22 protein-coding genes are annotated in these 15,568 nt (G+C 66.8%); all 22 read right to left on the bottom strand.

Features of this window, described 5'->3' with window-relative positions:
- Position 1 precedes the first annotated feature (1 nt).
- The gene (locus GH681_RS01470) at positions 2-1,483 is read right to left on the bottom strand and encodes a phage tail sheath subtilisin-like domain-containing protein (protein WP_153159685.1); all 1,482 of its coding nucleotides are present in this window, start codon (positions 1,481-1,483) and stop codon (positions 2-4) included.
- A gap of 12 nt (positions 1,484-1,495) precedes the next feature.
- On the bottom strand, positions 1,496-1,675 hold the full coding sequence (locus GH681_RS01465) for a DUF2635 domain-containing protein (RefSeq protein WP_153159684.1): 180 nt from the start codon (positions 1,673-1,675) through the stop codon (positions 1,496-1,498).
- Positions 1,676-1,683: 8 nt separating this feature from the next.
- Positions 1,684-2,280, bottom strand: a complete 597-nt coding sequence (locus tag GH681_RS01460; RefSeq protein ID WP_153159683.1) for a hypothetical protein — start codon at positions 2,278-2,280, stop codon at positions 1,684-1,686.
- On the bottom strand, positions 2,270-2,860 hold the full coding sequence (locus GH681_RS01455; RefSeq protein WP_153159682.1) for a phage virion morphogenesis protein: 591 nt from the start codon (positions 2,858-2,860) through the stop codon (positions 2,270-2,272). Before GH681_RS01455 ends, GH681_RS01460 begins: the two co-directional genes overlap by 11 nt.
- A complete protein-coding gene (locus tag GH681_RS01450; RefSeq protein ID WP_153159681.1) occupies positions 2,860-3,363 on the bottom strand; it encodes a gp436 family protein in 504 nt (167 codons plus the stop codon). Before GH681_RS01450 ends, GH681_RS01455 begins: the two co-directional genes overlap by 1 nt.
- A gap of 44 nt (positions 3,364-3,407) precedes the next feature.
- A complete protein-coding gene (locus GH681_RS01445) occupies positions 3,408-4,352 on the bottom strand; it encodes a tyrosine-type recombinase/integrase (RefSeq protein ID WP_153159680.1) in 945 nt (314 codons plus the stop codon).
- Between the two features lie 33 nt (positions 4,353-4,385).
- The gene (locus GH681_RS01440) at positions 4,386-5,819 is read right to left on the bottom strand and encodes an SGNH/GDSL hydrolase family protein (protein ID WP_153159679.1); all 1,434 of its coding nucleotides are present in this window, start codon (positions 5,817-5,819) and stop codon (positions 4,386-4,388) included.
- A gap of 14 nt (positions 5,820-5,833) precedes the next feature.
- Complete coding sequence (locus GH681_RS01435; RefSeq protein WP_153159678.1) at positions 5,834-6,361, bottom strand: hypothetical protein; 528 nt, start codon at positions 6,359-6,361, stop codon at positions 5,834-5,836.
- Positions 6,362-6,431: 70 nt separating this feature from the next.
- Positions 6,432-7,418 carry a Mu-like prophage major head subunit gpT family protein gene (locus GH681_RS01430; protein ID WP_153159677.1) on the bottom strand — a complete coding sequence of 329 codons (987 nt, stop codon included), beginning with the start codon at positions 7,416-7,418 and terminating at the stop codon, positions 6,432-6,434.
- Positions 7,419-7,441: 23 nt separating this feature from the next.
- The gene (locus GH681_RS01425; RefSeq protein ID WP_153159676.1) at positions 7,442-7,852 is read right to left on the bottom strand and encodes a hypothetical protein; all 411 of its coding nucleotides are present in this window, start codon (positions 7,850-7,852) and stop codon (positions 7,442-7,444) included.
- Positions 7,853-7,855: 3 nt separating this feature from the next.
- Positions 7,856-8,905, bottom strand: coding sequence for a phage protease (locus GH681_RS01420; protein WP_153159675.1), 1,050 nt, complete (start codon positions 8,903-8,905; stop codon positions 7,856-7,858).
- Positions 8,906-9,091: 186 nt separating this feature from the next.
- Positions 9,092-10,213 carry a phage minor head protein gene (locus GH681_RS01415; protein WP_153159674.1) on the bottom strand — a complete coding sequence of 374 codons (1,122 nt, stop codon included), beginning with the start codon at positions 10,211-10,213 and terminating at the stop codon, positions 9,092-9,094.
- A gap of 3 nt (positions 10,214-10,216) precedes the next feature.
- Positions 10,217-11,779 (bottom strand): DUF935 domain-containing protein, encoded by a 1,563-nt coding sequence (locus tag GH681_RS01410; protein WP_153159673.1) that lies wholly within the window; start codon positions 11,777-11,779, stop codon positions 10,217-10,219.
- A 2-nt stretch (positions 11,780-11,781) separates the two neighbouring features.
- Positions 11,782-13,446, bottom strand: coding sequence for a phage terminase large subunit (gene terL, locus GH681_RS01405; RefSeq protein ID WP_153159672.1), 1,665 nt, complete (start codon positions 13,444-13,446; stop codon positions 11,782-11,784).
- Positions 13,433-13,915: a DUF1804 family protein gene (locus GH681_RS01400; protein ID WP_153159671.1), complete on the bottom strand. Its 483-nt coding sequence runs from the start codon at positions 13,913-13,915 to the stop codon at positions 13,433-13,435. Before GH681_RS01400 ends, terL begins: the two co-directional genes overlap by 14 nt.
- Position 13,916: 1 nt before the next feature.
- Complete coding sequence (locus GH681_RS01395; RefSeq protein ID WP_153159670.1) at positions 13,917-14,102, bottom strand: hypothetical protein; 186 nt, start codon at positions 14,100-14,102, stop codon at positions 13,917-13,919.
- Between the two features lies 1 nt (position 14,103).
- On the bottom strand, positions 14,104-14,307 hold the full coding sequence (locus GH681_RS01390; protein WP_153159669.1) for a hypothetical protein: 204 nt from the start codon (positions 14,305-14,307) through the stop codon (positions 14,104-14,106).
- The gene (locus GH681_RS01385; protein ID WP_153159668.1) at positions 14,307-14,558 is read right to left on the bottom strand and encodes a hypothetical protein; all 252 of its coding nucleotides are present in this window, start codon (positions 14,556-14,558) and stop codon (positions 14,307-14,309) included. Before GH681_RS01385 ends, GH681_RS01390 begins: the two co-directional genes overlap by 1 nt.
- Positions 14,551-14,907 (bottom strand): DUF2730 family protein, encoded by a 357-nt coding sequence (locus GH681_RS01380; RefSeq protein ID WP_153159667.1) that lies wholly within the window; start codon positions 14,905-14,907, stop codon positions 14,551-14,553. Before GH681_RS01380 ends, GH681_RS01385 begins: the two co-directional genes overlap by 8 nt.
- A gap of 8 nt (positions 14,908-14,915) precedes the next feature.
- Positions 14,916-15,146, bottom strand: a complete 231-nt coding sequence (locus GH681_RS01375) for a TraR/DksA C4-type zinc finger protein (RefSeq protein WP_153159666.1) — start codon at positions 15,144-15,146, stop codon at positions 14,916-14,918.
- Positions 15,147-15,149: 3 nt separating this feature from the next.
- Complete coding sequence (locus GH681_RS01370; protein WP_153159665.1) at positions 15,150-15,350, bottom strand: hypothetical protein; 201 nt, start codon at positions 15,348-15,350, stop codon at positions 15,150-15,152.
- Positions 15,347-15,565, bottom strand: coding sequence for a hypothetical protein (locus tag GH681_RS01365; protein ID WP_153159664.1), 219 nt, complete (start codon positions 15,563-15,565; stop codon positions 15,347-15,349). Before GH681_RS01365 ends, GH681_RS01370 begins: the two co-directional genes overlap by 4 nt.
- Positions 15,566-15,568: the final 3 nt, after the last annotated feature.

Here is a 15,568-nt window from a genome sequence, read left to right as displayed (position 1 = left end):
CTTACAGAATGAATTGAACGGCCGCGGCAAACACGTCGAACTGATTGACGATGTTGGCCGGCAGGATCGCATTGACGCGGTTCGGGTCGCTCGCCGAGCGCACAACCACGAGCTCGCGCTTGAACTGCTCCAGGTCTTCCAGCAGGCCCACCGCGGCAAGCTGGCTGGCGGCGCCGATCAGCGTGTTCTTGATGAGCCGCGGCGTGGCGATCTTCTGTCCCGGCGAGATCTGGCCCAGCACGTTGTCGTCGGCCAGCTTGTGGGCCGGGTAATCGCGCACCACCGCCTGGCGGAACACGTAGCGCATGTAGTCCGAGGTCCACTTGCTGTTCAGCTTGAGCAGGCTGGTGTCGTCCAGGCCGAAGGTGTTGGTCTGGTAGGTGGTCAGCACCTGTTCCACCATCGCGCTGCCATCCACATCGAAGATGATCGTGCTGATGCCGTCGAACATCAGCAGGTTGCGCTCGGTGTTGGTAAAGCGGTCCGCCTCGGCCGGCGCCATCACGTCCGGCAGGCGCAGCCCGCGGAACGGAATCGCCGGGTCATTCGCCCCCGAAAACTCCACCGCCGCGGCAACCTGGGCGGCCGTCACCCACGGCACCGTCGGGCACTTCTTCAGGCCAAACAGCGTGCTGTGCGGGCTGTTGCGGGCGCTGCCGATGGTCGTGAGCCCCGAGAAGGTGCCCGACAGGCAGCCGATCACGTGGCCCGCGCGCATGTCCATGCCACCCCAGCGCCCGGCAAGCTCGGTCTCCATCGCCGCCATGTTGGTGGCGTCCGTCCAGGCCATGGCGATGGTGTAGAAACTGCCGGTGCTCATGGCGGCAATCGCCGCCGTCACATCCGGGTTGCCGGCGCCGCTGGCCATGGCGGTAATCGCGATGGTCAGCCCGGCCGCGGTGCTCTTCTCGCCCTGGTAGTAGCCCACCCGCAGGTCGATGTCGTTACCCGTCAGGCCCTTGTGGCGGGCGGTAACGGTCACCGTGCCGGCGGCGGCCGTCGCGGTCGCCGGCAGATCCGCATTGGCGTTGATCGCCGCCGCCAGCGCCGTGGCCACCACAGCCGCCGTGTCGCCAACGGCAACATTGACCGCCACGCGACCGCCGCCCACGTAGGCGTACAGCGTCGCCGCCTCGGTGGCCGTGCCAGTCACGGCCAGCGTGCCGGTGGCCTTCACGCCTGCGGGCAGATCATCCAGCGCCAGCGCCCAGAGCTCGGTGCTGCTGTTCACCTTGAGCGCGGCGGCCACCATCTGGGCCAGCTGCGAACCGCGGCCGAAGTAATCCACGCCGTCGGCGGCGCGGGTAACCCGCGTCGGCACGCCGGCTGCCACGCTGCCAGTTGCCAGGCGCTGGCCCAGCAGCAGGATGCGATGGGGCATCGACGGCAGGCCGCGCACGGCCTTGGTGTGATCCACCTCGACGAAGGCGCCGGGCACACGCCAGTTGAGCGGGATGGACATGAAAGTGATGTTGTCGGGCATTACGGGGGCTCCTTACTTCTTGGCCTTGGGCTCGGCCTGGGGCTCGGGGTCGGTGAGGGTCACATCGTCATCCGCGCGGCGGCGAAGCCACCACGGGGAGAGCGGCAGGGTCTCGCCCTCGGCTTTCAGCACCTCGCCGGATTCCTTGCGGACAACCAGGCCAGGGGAAGGGGTTACGGTTACGCTTGCCATTGCGGCTCCTATTGCAGTTGAAGTTCGTCGGTCAGCGCCGGCACGGCGCCGGAATGGTCGGGCGGCTCGGCCACCCATCCGGCCCGATCGGCCGGATCGGCCAGCGGGTCGATGTCGTAATCTGCGTGGAAGGTTTCAAAGTCGGCGAGCGGCGCAGCATCGACCCCAAGGGGCACCGTCACCGGCCCCAGGGTTTCCAGCTTGATCGACCCCACCTGCAGGCCCGAGTCATAGACGGCCTTGTTCTCCATGAACTCGCCGCCCACCACCGCCCACACCGCACCGCCGGCCGATGCCTGGTGCAGCGCCGCCATCACCGCATCCATGATCTGAAAGAGCCCGATCACCTTGCCGTCGCCCTGACGTGCCGCCTGCGGGCCGGCCGCATTGCGGGCCACGCACACCACGGCGGCGCGGAGCGTGGCGCCGGTATCGCCGACGGGGAAATTCGCCAGCGTCACGTAGGCCGCTGGCGCATCCACTGCAAAGCGCTGCACGAGGGTCGGGCCGGTATCGTCGGGCAGCGTGCCCACCAGGCGCAGGCAGACCGCAAGCGGCGACGCCTTGAGTGCCGCCACCAGGCCGGCTTCGGCGTCAGTGAGCACGGGCAGCCCCCTCGATCCGGCTCTGCAGCGCATCCAGAATGTCCTCGCGGTCATCCCGCGAAAGCCCCAGGAACGGCCGCGCCGGAATCGTCACCTTGCGCAGCAGCACGTACTGCGCGGTCTCGCTGTCGGGGTCGTACAGAAACTTGCCGTGCTCGGTCTCGATAAAGACCAGCTTGCCTTCGTAGTGGCGGGGGCTGCCGGCCACGCGTGCCTTGGTCGTGAGGGGCACCGAGAGGTAACGGCTCTTGCGAGGCACCACAACGCCACCAAACTGCATCATGGCCGCATAGACGCGATTCACGCCCCACTCGGCATTGCGCCGGCCGTAACGGCTGGAGACCGAATCACCCAGGTGGCCATCGAGCGTCAGCGTCCGGCCACCCGATTCCGCCACACGGTTAGAAACCTTCCAGGGCCGCCCGTCCGGGTCGATGCCGGTGCGAAAGCGCATCCGGGTAGTCGCCTCGCCGATCGCCGCGATGTCACGCATCGCCGGCGTGGTATCCGCACCAAAGGCCTGCAGGCGCAGCAACGCACCGCGGATGTCGGCATCGTCGACCTTGACCCAGGCATCCATCAGATGAAGCCCTGCGAAGCACTGCGGCTCCACACCGTGGCGTCGCTGTTCATCTCCACACCACCGGCGCCAGGCGCCGACGCAGCAGCCGCTTCCGGCCCCAGGCTCACCTTGCCGGCGGCCACGTCCCGGAAGTACGCCAGCGCCGCGTCGTAACGCTTCTGCACCGTCTCGGTGGCCTGGTCGTCGTAGAGGTAATAGCGCGCCATGTCGCACGCCAGGCGCGTCACCACCGCCGGCGCCGCTGCAAACGGCACGGGGTAGCGGGCCACCAGGTAGCCGTCGATCGTCGCATCGGCATCCGCCAGGGCGCGACCGATCACCGCCAGCGCCTCGGCAGCAGCGGCCTGTTCTTCGTGGGAGTAGCTGGAGAGATCGGCACCCGCCGCAGCGGCGACGAGCAGCTCGCCACCCACGCACCGCGGAATCTTGCGGTCAGCGCGCTGGGCGATCTCCTCGTCGGAGAAGCGGGTCAGCAGATCGGAGGGGGTGGCGTAGGGCATGCACCATCATGCGATGGGTGCCACGCAGGGTGAATTAACGGGCGTTACAAAGGCAGCGAGGGCAGCGCCACCACGCGCCACTTTCCCTCGCGAGCATCCAGGCCGCGATCATCGTGATACAGCTCGGTCATCGCCTGCTTGCTGTGCCCCAGCAGATCCTGGGTGTTGATCCCCTGCTTGCGGTACTCCCGGGCCGCGAGCGATCGGCACTCATGGAGCGACGGCGGGCGATGCTCCCCAGTCTCAACACCCAGGGCTTCCTCGCGGCTTTGCTCAAATCGCCAGCTCATGGATTCCGGGCAGGGCGGTTTCCCGGTCGTCTTGCGCAGCAGATAGCCATCGCCCAACTTTGCGTAGCCTCGGCACGCCTCTACAACCTCCTGCACGCTCAGCCCCACCGACTCCATCCGCAGGTCCATCGGAATCGCCAGGCGCGCCCCGGTCTTTGCTTGGATGATGTGGAGGTAGTCGCGGCCATCGCCATGCGCCCAGACATCCTCAAAGCGCATCTTGACCAGGTCGGAGCGGCGCTGCCCGGTCACCAGCGCCAGCGCGAACAGCCGGTGCACCCACGGCGGGCGGTGCGCCTTGGCGTGTTCGTAGATCGCCTTCCATTCCTGCAGCGAGAGCCGGCGGCGTTGAACCGGAACGCGAGGGAGGCGCACGGCCTTTGCCGCGTTGGTCTGAATCCAGCCATTCGACACGGCCTCATCCAGCATCGCCCGGATCTCGATGAGCGTCCGCTTCGCTGCCACCGGATGAGCCTTGCCCACCTGGACGATCAGCGCGTTGATCTCATGGGGCCGAATCGTGCCGATTCGACGGTCTCCCAGCGCTGCGAGGATGCGCCGCACGTGGGCGTGGCGGTTGCCCAGCGTCTTGGGCGTGATCTGTCGCGCCTCAAGAAGCGGCAGATAAATCTCCACCCACTCCCGGAGCGTCCGGTGTCGGGGCATGACGCGTCCGAGAGTGAGAGAGATCAGATCCATGTGTTGGAATTGGTTGGCCGGGCGCAACGGGGGTTAGATTTCGCCGGGCAGAAGCTTGCGGCACTCAATGATCCAAAATCTAACATTGCCGCCCAGCGCCTGCCCGTTTTTGGTCTGCACGCCGAGCCACGGCTGCAGCGTTTCCGGAGAGTCCGGGACTGTGATGTCGATGCTCAGGATCATGTCCGTGTCCGTGACAAGCGCGTTTCGCGTGTCGTTCTGCAAACCATCGTACCGCGACACGTTTGGTGCGCCGTTTGACTGGAGCATGATGTACGGTCCTAGCACCCCAGCGCAGTCAGACGACATGCGACACCCGACGGACAGACGGATGCGATCGCCGGCAACGACGCCGGACGGCACCGCCGTCGAACTTACTGTCATGCTCGTGTAAAAGCCGGTACCGGTGCCCGATAGGGCGACGTTGACGCCCTGATACCGATTGTCGATCAGGGTCTTTGTCCAGAGCGCCCCGATATTCGACGTCCCGCTGTGCCGCGTCGCGGTCCACCCCGTCGGCACGACCGATGCTGCATCGACATTTGCGCCTTTGATACCACCTGTGCCGGCAAAATTTGTCGGTGCAAGGTCTCCGTAGGGGTTTAGCGTGGCGTCGTATTGACCACCGTAGATAGCCCACACTCCTTTTCGCGGAGGGGCGTACTTGTCGGCGGCCTCAACAAACGGCTTTGCGAGCAAAAAAGCGCCCTGCGGCTGAGGGTGGATTCCGTCGCGGAGCATATTTGCAAGCGGCAACCCAGTCGTGTGATCGGCAATGTGGCGGTTGCCGTCCACCAGGACTATCGATGCGTCGTCTTTTGCACGTTGTGCCAGCCAGCGGTTATACGCATCAACTTTTTTGATCTGGTCGGCGGTAAAAGACGATGGGTCGCCGCGAACGATGACCGGGGATGCAAAGACAACAATCCCGGCAGCTTTGAGTGCATCCAGACCTTGTCCGATAGGACCGATAAGGCCTTCGCTGTCAATGCTGTTACCTCCGGTAAGCAAAGTGACCTTTGTGCATCCGGCCGCAATTGCTTTAGGCACTTGCACGTCTCTAAAACTGACGCCGGATGACCCGGCGATAGCAAAGACGTTCTCGCTCTGACAAGCGATTCTTCCAAACATCGCTCGCCGGAAGAAGGTAAGCCATCCGTCGTTCAACCAGTTGCCGGATGCGGTAGGCGCGGAAACCGCACCCGCAGTCAATGAGTGGCCCAGGAAGCCCCATTTCTCCATTTTCGAAACAAGGGGGATGACGGCGCCGGCGGCGCTCATGTTTCCAACCCCCCCATCCGACTTTATTACAGTGAGCGGCATGCCCAGCTCGTTGCCCATGTGATCAACGAGCCCGACGATCTGATCGCCGCGCACACGCATCTGCACAGGCACGAGCGCCTCGCGGACATCCTCGGCAGACGCAGCAGTGGGCGGGACCTTGGGGGGCAGTTGATCCATGGGCATGGGCGGTTACTCCTTCACTTAACGACGGACAGCAGCGGCTCGGCGCGCAGGGCGTCGAGCTGCTCGGCGGTGATTTCATGGGCGGGCACCGGCACGTTCTCCGGCGGCCAGAAGCGGCCGGCACGCCAGATGCCGCGGTCGCGGTGGCAGCGAACGATGTAGCCCACCGGACCGACGGGCTCGGACATCACCGACCGCAGCACATCGCCCACCACACCCCCAGCCGACTTGCCCAGCTCCTCGGCCGCGTTGGCCAGTGCGTCGAAGTCGGCCTGGCCGGCTCCGGCGGCGTCGCCCGTTACCTGGTCAGCGCTCTGTGCCACATCCGGCTGGCTGGTAACGCCGGCTTCGGCGGCAGTGTCGGTCGCGGTGGTGCGGCCGGCCTCCTCGTCGGTGGGCGCGCTGCCCGTTACCTGCTCACCGCTCTGTGCCACATTCGGCTGGTCGGTAACGCCGGTTTCGGTGGTGGCGTCGGCCGCGGTTTCGGCGGCGGCGCCTGCTTGATCCTTGCTGGCGACGCCAGCCTTGCCTTTGTTTGCCATCTATCTCTCCTTCAGCCCGGCCGGGCATCCCCGGCCGGGTCAGTTGCGGCCGTTGCCGCTCGGTCAGGTATTACAGCCAGGGCACCACGAGGATCTCGGCGCGCTTGTAGAGCGGGTTGGCGCTGTTGTCGGCGAGCTTCTGGCTCTCGATCAGCTTGGTCGCAGCGCTCCGGTTGGTCGGGCCAACCACCAGCAGGTTGGGCGACACGAGCAGCGGGCGCCCTTCGGAGTCCTTGAACGACTCCATGGCCACGAAGGCGGCGTCCAGGTTGGTCTGGTCGAGGGTCTGCTTGGAGCCGTAGGCGAGCTGCCACAGGCCGTAACCGGCGTTGCCGCGCCCATCCACGCCGTAGCGGAACTCGCCGCGCATGAACACCGCTTCGTCGGTGGTGTCGGTCATCTGCACCAGGTCGTACGGGCGGCGCTTCTGATACACCAGGGGCTTGATCGGCTTGCGGGTGTCGAGCAGATACCAGCCCGAGCCACTGCCGCCCCCCCAGTTGGAGACGGTGCCGGAGCCGACGGGGTGGTCCGTGTCGAAGAAGTACTGCCCGTCGTAGCACAGGCTGGTGTTGCCGGCGGCAAGCAGCGGGAAGACCAGCGTGTCCGGGTGGCTCGCCGCGTTGTTCCCCATCTGGGCAAACGTGTTCGCGTAGAGGCCGTACTTGTCGTCTTCGTAGTCATTGCGCGAGATGCCGATGGTCGCCTCGAACGGCTTGTTCTTGATGGTGTAGCCGAAGGCTTCCAGCGACTTCACATGGCGATCGCCGATCCACTCGCGCAGCTGCGGGAGTGCGCCCAGCCACCCGTAATCCTCGGCGGCCGAGGTGGAGGGCACGAGGGTGGCCACGCGGTCCCACATGGGCGTTACCGCATCAAAGGCACCCTGATACGAAGTCTTGAAACCCCGGAAGGCCGACGCGAGGTTGTCGCGGTTGATGATGAGCGCGCCGAGCACTTCCGGCGAAAACAGGTCACCGGCGATCGCCTGGCCAATACCCAGCAGGGTAAGGGCGACGGTGGCGAACACCTGAAAACGGGAGGGCTTGAGAAGCATGGTGAGGTATCTCCTGGGTTGGATTACTTGAACTCGATCCACACGCCGTCGGATTCGACATCGCGAATCACGCCGGCCACCGAGCGGGTGCTGCTGCCGCTGGTCTTCGCGACGGTCTGGTCATCGACGATGTAGGCGTCGGCGCCGATGTCGGCGAGGGTGATCTGGTCGGTGCTGCCCGAGTTGGCCAGCTTGAAGCAGCCACGGCGGACCTTGACGCGGATGGCGCTGGCGGCGCCGGCGCTGTTGTCGGCCGAGGCATCCGCAACGCCCACCGCCTTGAGGGTGGTGGAGGTGGCGCCCTTGGTGGCCAGGCCCGACGTGTTGATGCACACGATGGAGCCGCCGTAGATCTTGGTTGCAGCGGCGACGGGGAACTCAAAATCCACGCTGATGCGGCGCGGGGTCTGGCGATCTTGGGTGAGTGCAGCCATGGCTTAGGCCTCCTTCTGCTTGGTCTTCAGGTAGGCCTCTTCCGAGATGCCCATGGCCTTGCAGACCTCCTTATCCACGGCGGACAGCGCCGCGGCTGCGCCGCCGCCATCCGGCCCCTTGCCGTTGGTCTGGGTGCCACCGCCCAGCGCCGCGTTGCTGGGCAGCGCTTCGATCACCGCGCGCAGGGTCTCGATGCTCTGCAGGCCCACGGTGCGGAAGTGGGCAGCGCCGGCGGGGGTGATCTTGTCGGGCACGCTGGCGATCAGGGCGTCGACCTCGGCCTCGCGGGCCTTGGTGGTCAGCTCGGCCAGGCTCTTGTTGGCAGCGGCAAGGCTGGCCTGAGCCTCGGAGTAGAGCGACATCGGCACGTATTTGGCCGGGTCCGGCGCCGCGGCGCGCAGGGTGGCGATCTCGGTGTCAGCCTGGTCGGCCTTGGCCTTGAGCGCGGTAACGGCAGTGATAACGACATCGTCGGTGGTGCCGGCGGGCAGCCCGAGCGACGCAATGAGTGCGGCGAGAAGCGGATTCACTTCGTGGTTCTCCTGGGAGGAAAGGTCGGATGCGCTGAGCGCGGTCTGAACGCCGGACAAGCCCGGGTCATTGGTGAGGGCAAAACTGTGCAGCCCGGTCACATCGCCGGTCTTCGGGTCGTAGAAGATCACCGGCGAGCCGTAGCGGTACTCGCGGGCATCCAGGTGAGCGCGAGCGACGGGGGTCCATTGGGGCGCGGTGGACACCAGGCCCACGCCGGACCGGTATTCGAGGGAATCGGCGGTCGCCCAGCCGGCGGCCGGGGCCTTGTCGCCCTGCTTGGCCTTGAGCACGGTGCCGTGCTCATAGTCGATCACCAGATCCACGCCGCGCGCCTTGCGGGCGGCGATGATCCGAGCAGCCAGGGCAGCGGTCAGGCGCCAAGCCTTGACCTCCAGCGGGCGGCCAGAACCATCGGACGAGCGAAACTCACCATCGGGGATCAGCAGCTGCGCGCCATCGGCGAGCGGTGCAATCTCGAAGGTGAGCGCGGCAACGGAGGGGGCGGTTTTGCGAGACATGGCCCCATCGTGAGGGGCCGGGCCAGAGCGGCCAATTAACGAGCGTTAGAACCTTGGGCGGGGGAAACCCGAAAAACGCACCTGTCGCGCGACGGGCTGCAGGCCCGCCGACCCCGTTACAACCCCGTTAATTTCCATTTTCAGGGGCGGGGCGCTACATGCGGGCATCCAGGCCCCTAAAAACGCTCAGCGGGGCCGGGAGCGTTTTGCCGGTTTTGCTGCCCGGCGAAGCACCAGCGGCGCGCCGGCGTCGGGCTTCGGGATCTCGAATTCTACCGGCTGGCCATGCTGCTCGATCACCACGCGCACCAGGTCGTCGGCGCCGACGGACGCACGCTCCAGCGCCTGAGCAAGCGGCGCCAGGTCGGCCGCCGCCAGCGGGGGCGCTTCGCCCTCGGCCGCCGGCGCCAGGCGCACCAGGTTGGAGCGGCCGCCCAGCGCCTTGGCCAGCTGCTCCGACACAACACCCACCGGCCACGCCCCGGCCGGCTTGGCGGCCCAGGCGTCAAAAGCCTCACGGCCCACCGCCTGCACCGCGGCCGGGCGCAGGTCGGCCGGCAGGCGCTCGATGCGGCTGGCCAGGTTGTCGGTGAGCGACTGGCGCCGGCCGCCGGGCGGGTAGTTGAACTCAGGATCAACGCCCACCGGCACGTCCATCGTCTCGCCCGTGCGCTTGTTGGTGTAGGTGTAGGTCTGCTCGGCCGGCGCGGTCCCGACCGTCTTGCCCTGGCGCTCGGCCATCCGGGCCGTTACCGGGATCATCCGGCATTTGCAGCCCCACGCCTTGATCGGCCAGTGGGCCGCCACCCACGGATCATCCACCGGCAGCACCAGGCCATCCCACGCCGCATGCTCCTTGCGCTCGTACTTCGACGGGGTGTGGTCGTACATCACGTAGGGCAGGGCGTCCTTCGATTCCTGCACCCGCTGCCACTGCCCCTCACCGTGCGCCGTGCGCAGGTTGGTGTCGAGGATCGTCTTGAGCCGGCGCGGGCTGCCCAGCTGCACGTCGCGGGCTTCGCCGGTTTTCGGGTCGGTCATCTGCTGCACGCCCCACCAGCCGCGCTTGACCAGGTTGGGCTTCAGCTGGTCGATGAACTGGGCGAGCGTGCCGCCGTTGGCCAGCGCGTCATCCACCTGCGTCCAGATCTCCTCGAGGAGATCCATCTGCATGGCCTTGGCCACCGTAAAGGCGGCCTGGTGCTCCGCCGCCGCCATGTCGCGGTGGTCGAAGGTAACGGCGTAACCCTTCTGGCGAAAGAAGCCAACGGCCTCTTCCGGCACCAGCGGCTTGAGGGTGATCGGCATGCTTTAGGCGCCGCCGGCCTGGCCACCGATGCGGCCCCACATGGCCGCCGCCAGGTCGCCTTGCTCCACCAGCTGCACGAGCTGGGCCGCATCCATGCGGGCCACCGCCTCCGGCAGCCGGCGCCGGAACTCCTCCAGGTCGCGGCACGCTTCGGCCAGGCGCTGCAGCGGGTTGATGAGCGGCGCCGTCACGCGCTGCCAGTCGCCGCCCATCTCTCGCGCCAGGCGGTCCAGCTCGTCCTCGGGCGCCTGGGTGCGCAGCACCGCGGCCAGCAGCCCGGCAAGGCCCGCCGGCGGCACGTCGCCAGCCGCAGGCGCGGTCGCCTTCGCCAGCACCGGCTCGCCGTCACGCGGTGCGGGGATGCGCAGCTTCTCGGCCGCCCAGCTCGCCGGCACCTGCACGCCCACCTCCACCAGCGCCGGCAGCGCATCGGCGAAGAGCTTCATGTCCTCGGCCTCGCCCGTATCAAACTGCAGGCGGGGCATCCGGCGCGGGTCGCGCTGCCCCCGATTCACCACCAGCAGCGGATAGAGCAGCTGCCGCGTGAGGCTGGCGCCGAGCTGGGTGGCGTCGCTCACCGTCAGGTCGTGCCGCACCTCGCCGTGCAGGTTGGCCACACCGCTGCCCAGGCCGGTGCTCTTGGCCTCGCTGCTGGTGGTCTGGCCCACAATGGCCTTGCTCTCCGAGCGCTCGGCCCAGTCGACCATGGACGTGAACGGATCGCTGCTGCCCTTGGCGGCCTCCTCGATCTCGATGCTCATGCCGTCGGGCATGATGCCCGCCGCGTTGTGCCCGATCATCGTCACGGCCCGCAGCAGCGTGGCCTTCTCGGCGGCCTGGGCGCCCGCTGGGTATTTGCCCAGCCGCAGGGGGATGCCGAAGATCTCCAGGAACTCGGCAAAGTCCCGCACGCTGTAGTTCTTGAACAGGAACGGCCAGGCCAGCACCCGGTGCAGCCCCGAGCGCGCCAGGTAGCCCGACTTGGCCTGGTGCCGATGCACCAGCCAGCCAAACGCGCGCAGCTCGGCACCATCGGCCGAGTTGTCGCGCAGGCGCAGTGCGTTGCGGTCGCCCTCGGCCAGCTTGAACCAGCTTTGCGGGCGGTGGTGCGCCTGCACGATCAGCCGATCGCGTCCGACTTGCCCCCACTCCAGCTCGATGGCGGCAAAACCGTGCCCGATGGCGTCCAGGGCGTTGAGGAACAGATCGTCCAGATCCGCCATGTCCAGCAACACCTCGCGCAGCCACGCCGCGTCGTCCTCTTCGGCCTTGCTCGCGTTGCGCGGCGGCACCACATCCCACGGCAGGGTGAGGATGGCGCGCTTGCGCTTGCTCATCTCCGAAAAGAGGTGCGCGTCCTTCTCTTCCATGTCCTGAAAGAGCTCGTGCTGCGCCACGATGTCGCCGCGCTCCGCGTCCTCCAGGATGCGCGCCAGCTTGGCGGGCGTGAGCCCACGGGACGGGTGGTTCTCATACAGGCGGTGCAGGTGCGCGAGCTGCGCAGTCTGCGGCTCGTCCAGCGCTGCGCGCTCAAAGGGTTTTCCGTTGGCGTCGAGGATGGCCATGGTCAAAAGGCTCCGGTGTCGTAGTCGCGGGCGTCGTCGTCATCATTGACACGCCCGGCGCCGTCCCAACGGCGGTTGGAGTCAGGCGCTGCGGTGAATTCCATTGGCGCGCCAAAGCTGGTCGCCGCGCACCACAGCATGTGGAGCGCGTCCGGCCCGTCGTCGTGGTCGGCCTTGGGGAAGTGGCGCAGCTGGTCAATCAGCGTGGTCTGGCTCGGGTGCAGCCGGATCAGGCCGTTGGCCATGTGCGGCTGTAGGCTTTCAATGCGCAGCAGCTTGTCGGCGATAGGCTGCACACCCCGGGCGGGGAAAGTGATGCCGGCCGCCGCCGCCCGCTTCAGCAGCTCGCTGTAGAGAAAGGCCTGAAACTGCACAGTCTCGACGAGCCACAGCAAGCAGCGGTATTCGCGCTGCAGGGCAATGGCGTCTTCAATGATGCGATCCGGCAGGCGCTTCTTGATGCCAGCCTCCACCACATCCAGGATCATCGTCGCCCGGTTGAGCCCACCCACCAGCAGCGCCGACGGGTCGCGGCTGGCGCCGGCCTTGCCCAGCGACGGGTCAATCGCGCCAAAGAAGATCCAGTCGGCCAGGCGATTCACCCAGAAGGTGATGACCTTCGCAAACGGCGCGTTGTCGCCGGCGACAGGATCGTTCTGGTATTCCGAGTCGAACGTGTCGTGGCCGTCCCGCGCCCGGATCTTCATCAACGTGAGCAGCGGCCGCGCCGCCCAGCTGCACAGGCTGCCGGCTTCCATCTCCACCTGGTGCGCCGCATAGAACAGATCCGCCGACGGCTCGCCGTCGTTGCGCAGGGTTTCTTCCCAGCGCTCCCACAGGTCCATCCGGTCGGGCCACTTCAGCAGGGCCTTGAAGCGCGCGCTGCGCCACATCGGGTTGGCCAGGGTTCGCGACAGCACCGAATCGTGGTGCAGGATCGTCCCGATATACACCACGTCGAACTTCGCGCCCGCGCCGCCCAGGGGCAGCACCGTCTTCGTCAGCCACTGCTGCAGCTTGTCCCGCTGGTCCGGGTTGCGCACCTGCTCGTCGTTCTCGATGTCGTCGAGGATCGCCAAATCGGGCCGGTAGGGGCCGTGGCGCAGACCGCGCAGCTTCTTGCCAGAGCCTGCAACCTGCACCTTGGCATCGTTGCGGGTGACAATGGTGCCGGCCTGCCACACGCGCCCCTGGCCGCAGGCCTCGGGGAAGTCCATCGACAGGCGCGGGTTGAACTCCAGCTCGGCCTTGATTGCCTCCAGCATCGGGTAGGCCTGGTCGATGCTGTCCATCACGATCACGGGGTAGCGCTTGCGCCCCGTTACCAGGCACCACAGGGTGAAAAGCTGGGTAACGAGGGTCGATTTGGCTTCGCCCCGCGGCGCGGCGATGGCGTCGGTCTCGCCCTTGGGGCTGGCGACGATCTCGGGCAGGCGCGTGAACAGGTACTTGTGCAGCTCGCTCTTGTGGGCTGAGCGCACGTAGTGCGGGAAGTACGTCTCCACAAAGAGCGCATAGTCCTGTTCCGCGTTCCGTCGCCGAATGGCGCGGACGCGAGGATCGGGGTCGAAGCCCGACACCTCGGCCTCGATGCGCTGCCGGAGCTGGGCGGCAAAGGCCGCCAGATCGTTGGCGGCGGCCTTGGCGGTGAGCTTAGCGCTGGCCATTGGCGAAGGCCTCCACGACGGCGAGCATCAGCTCGCCCTGGGCCGGGTGCATCTTGCAGAACAGGTCGGCCAGCGCCTTGACTGCGCCGGTCTCGACGGCCAGGGCGTCGGCCTCGGGCATCATTCCCCGCGCGGCGCTCTTGAGCTTTGCGATCGTGTCCGACAGCGTGCCCATGGCCTTCACCGCCTCGAACGGGTCTTTCGCACCTTCGATCTGCTCCAGCAGCACCTCGCACCGCACCAGGCCCGCAGCAATCACCCGGCCCATCGCCTGCTCGATGCCACCACCCGCCACAACGAGGCCGGCGGCCCGGTATTTGTCCCAGTCGTCGCCGGCTTTCTTTGCGTCCTGATACCAGCGCCGGGCCGTGGGCAGCGGAATCTCAACCTTTTCGGCGGCGCGCTCAAGCGGCAGGCCGCCCAGGTAGGCGGCCCGCAGCTCGGTCTTTTTCTCGGGAGGGTGTGCCATGTCAGGTTGTCCTGGGCGCGTGCCCGATGTGGTAGCCGTTACAAAACCGGCAGCGATACACGTTCATGTGTCCGGTGTAACCGACCCGGCGGAACAGCTTGGCCAGCGCGATCTGCGCGCCATCGGCGTTGAGGTGCCGCACCTTGCCCTTGCAGGCTTTGCGGCGGATCGCGCGCTTGGAGGCCATGTCAAATCCCCATCCGCGTTAAGCGATCGAGGCCTTCGCGCATGATCTTCGCCGCGCCCGCAAGTTGCTGCTCGATCTCACGGCGATAGCTGCGATGGAAGCCATCGTCACGGCGCGTGCCGCGGCGGTCATTCCCGATCAGGTCCGCCGTCTTGCATTTGAGCTCCAGCCGGTTCCATCCACCGGCATCCGTTCGGCTGCCCATCAGAAAAGCTCGCGCAGCCGCTGAACGTGTTCGCGGCCGTCGTTGGTGATCTGTGCAACGCCGGTTTCCGGGTCGTAGCGCACGGCACCGATGTCGGCAAGATTGCGCAGGTCGGTCTTCACCCGGTCCAGCGTCACGGCGACGCCGTGCACGGATTCGAGTTCATTGCGCAGCTCGCGGGCAACGGACTGGCCGGCGAAGGCCAGCGTTGCGAGGAGCGAGTTGCAGCGCTTCTTGTCGGCCTCAACCATTGCCCAGTCCCTTCTTGATGATTTCGGAGTTGATGAGGCGGAGCGTCGCAGTCAGCGCATCAAGGCTCCCGCTGAGGTTCGCCACGCGATCTGATGTCTCGGCGAGCCGCTCGTTGGTGTCGTCGATCTTGGCGTAGAGCCGGCTCAGGTCATCGTGGTCTGGTGCGCCCTCGGCCGCGGCGGCCAGCTTCACCACGTCCTTGTCGAGCGTCTCGACCTTCGAGGCCAGCGCCGTGACGCGCTCGTTCGTCTTGTCGTTGCGGCGCTCCAGGTACAACCAGATACCGATTGCGAAATTGCCGATGAGGCTTGCCCAGGGCACCAGTTGATTCACGGATTCGATGCTCATGGGCATTCCTATCGCTTCTTGAACTGCCGGGCGTGGGCCTCGGCGGCAGATTGGCATTCGACGCACAGCTGCACGCCGGGGATGAGTTCGCGCCGCGCTTCGGGGATGCTCGCGCCGCAGCCGGCGCACTCGGTGGCGCTGTCCACCTCCCAGTTGCTCGCGTAATGCCCACGGGCAGCCTCGACGGCGGCGGCCGTGTCGAGCTGCTCACGCTCACAGGCGCGGTCGATGTCGTCCATGGCTTACTCGCAGCGCTTGCCGATGGGCTGCTTGGTGATCACGCGCAGCAGGGCGTTGCCGACGGCCAGCAGCACCGACAGCGCGTGCCAGAAATCCACCGGAAGCAGCGCCTGCAGCGCACCGGACGACGCTTCAAGCGCGGCCAGCACGGCCAGCGCTGCGTTAAAGCGCAGGGTGCGGGATTGCCACCAGGCCTTCTTCATTGCTCGGCCTCGCCTTGCGGAATTTCGAGGCCTTCGCGCACCACCAGAACCTGCGCCGAATACACGGCCACGGTCTGGCTCTTGCCAGGGTCCAGCATGTAGGTGCGGACCACCTGGGGCGTCACGGCGCCCGTCTTCGGGTCGCGGTGATGCACATCGACATAGGCCGGGTCGCCGGCGCTGTTGGTGTTCTTGATTTCGACGATGATCGTCATGGA

Origin of the sequence: Zoogloea sp. 1C4 (assembly GCF_009469605.1) — a bacterium.
GTDB lineage: Bacteria > Pseudomonadota > Gammaproteobacteria > Burkholderiales > Rhodocyclaceae > Zoogloea > Zoogloea oryzae.
This window is presented reverse-complemented; position numbering and strand designations above follow the sequence as displayed.

Excerpts from the sequence above, each read along its gene's own strand:
- GH681_RS01470 (WP_153159685.1), bottom strand. The coding sequence starts at position 1,483 with ATGCCCGACAACATCACTTTCATGTCCATCCCGCTCAACTGGCGTGTG.
- GH681_RS01465 (WP_153159684.1), bottom strand. The coding sequence starts at position 1,675 with ATGGCAAGCGTAACCGTAACCCCTTCCCCTGGCCTGGTTGTCCGCAAG.
- GH681_RS01455 (WP_153159682.1), bottom strand. The coding sequence starts at position 2,860 with ATGGATGCCTGGGTCAAGGTCGACGATGCCGACATCCGCGGTGCGTTG.
- GH681_RS01450 (WP_153159681.1), bottom strand. The coding sequence starts at position 3,363 with ATGCCCTACGCCACCCCCTCCGATCTGCTGACCCGCTTCTCCGACGAG.
- GH681_RS01445 (WP_153159680.1), bottom strand. The coding sequence starts at position 4,352 with ATGGATCTGATCTCTCTCACTCTCGGACGCGTCATGCCCCGACACCGG.
- GH681_RS01440 (WP_153159679.1), bottom strand. The coding sequence starts at position 5,819 with ATGCCCATGGATCAACTGCCCCCCAAGGTCCCGCCCACTGCTGCGTCT.
- GH681_RS01435 (WP_153159678.1), bottom strand. The coding sequence starts at position 6,361 with ATGGCAAACAAAGGCAAGGCTGGCGTCGCCAGCAAGGATCAAGCAGGC.
- GH681_RS01430 (WP_153159677.1), bottom strand. The coding sequence starts at position 7,418 with ATGCTTCTCAAGCCCTCCCGTTTTCAGGTGTTCGCCACCGTCGCCCTT.
- GH681_RS01425 (WP_153159676.1), bottom strand. The coding sequence starts at position 7,852 with ATGGCTGCACTCACCCAAGATCGCCAGACCCCGCGCCGCATCAGCGTG.
- GH681_RS01420 (WP_153159675.1), bottom strand. The coding sequence starts at position 8,905 with ATGTCTCGCAAAACCGCCCCCTCCGTTGCCGCGCTCACCTTCGAGATT.
- GH681_RS01415 (WP_153159674.1), bottom strand. The coding sequence starts at position 10,213 with ATGCCGATCACCCTCAAGCCGCTGGTGCCGGAAGAGGCCGTTGGCTTC.
- GH681_RS01410 (WP_153159673.1), bottom strand. The coding sequence starts at position 11,779 with ATGGCCATCCTCGACGCCAACGGAAAACCCTTTGAGCGCGCAGCGCTG.
- terL (WP_153159672.1), bottom strand. The coding sequence starts at position 13,446 with ATGGCCAGCGCTAAGCTCACCGCCAAGGCCGCCGCCAACGATCTGGCG.
- GH681_RS01400 (WP_153159671.1), bottom strand. The coding sequence starts at position 13,915 with ATGGCACACCCTCCCGAGAAAAAGACCGAGCTGCGGGCCGCCTACCTG.
- GH681_RS01395 (WP_153159670.1), bottom strand. The coding sequence starts at position 14,102 with ATGGCCTCCAAGCGCGCGATCCGCCGCAAAGCCTGCAAGGGCAAGGTG.
- GH681_RS01390 (WP_153159669.1), bottom strand. The coding sequence starts at position 14,307 with ATGGGCAGCCGAACGGATGCCGGTGGATGGAACCGGCTGGAGCTCAAA.
- GH681_RS01385 (WP_153159668.1), bottom strand. The coding sequence starts at position 14,558 with ATGGTTGAGGCCGACAAGAAGCGCTGCAACTCGCTCCTCGCAACGCTG.
- GH681_RS01380 (WP_153159667.1), bottom strand. The coding sequence starts at position 14,907 with ATGAGCATCGAATCCGTGAATCAACTGGTGCCCTGGGCAAGCCTCATC.
- GH681_RS01375 (WP_153159666.1), bottom strand. The coding sequence starts at position 15,146 with ATGGACGACATCGACCGCGCCTGTGAGCGTGAGCAGCTCGACACGGCC.
- GH681_RS01370 (WP_153159665.1), bottom strand. The coding sequence starts at position 15,350 with ATGAAGAAGGCCTGGTGGCAATCCCGCACCCTGCGCTTTAACGCAGCG.
- GH681_RS01365 (WP_153159664.1), bottom strand. The coding sequence starts at position 15,565 with ATGACGATCATCGTCGAAATCAAGAACACCAACAGCGCCGGCGACCCG.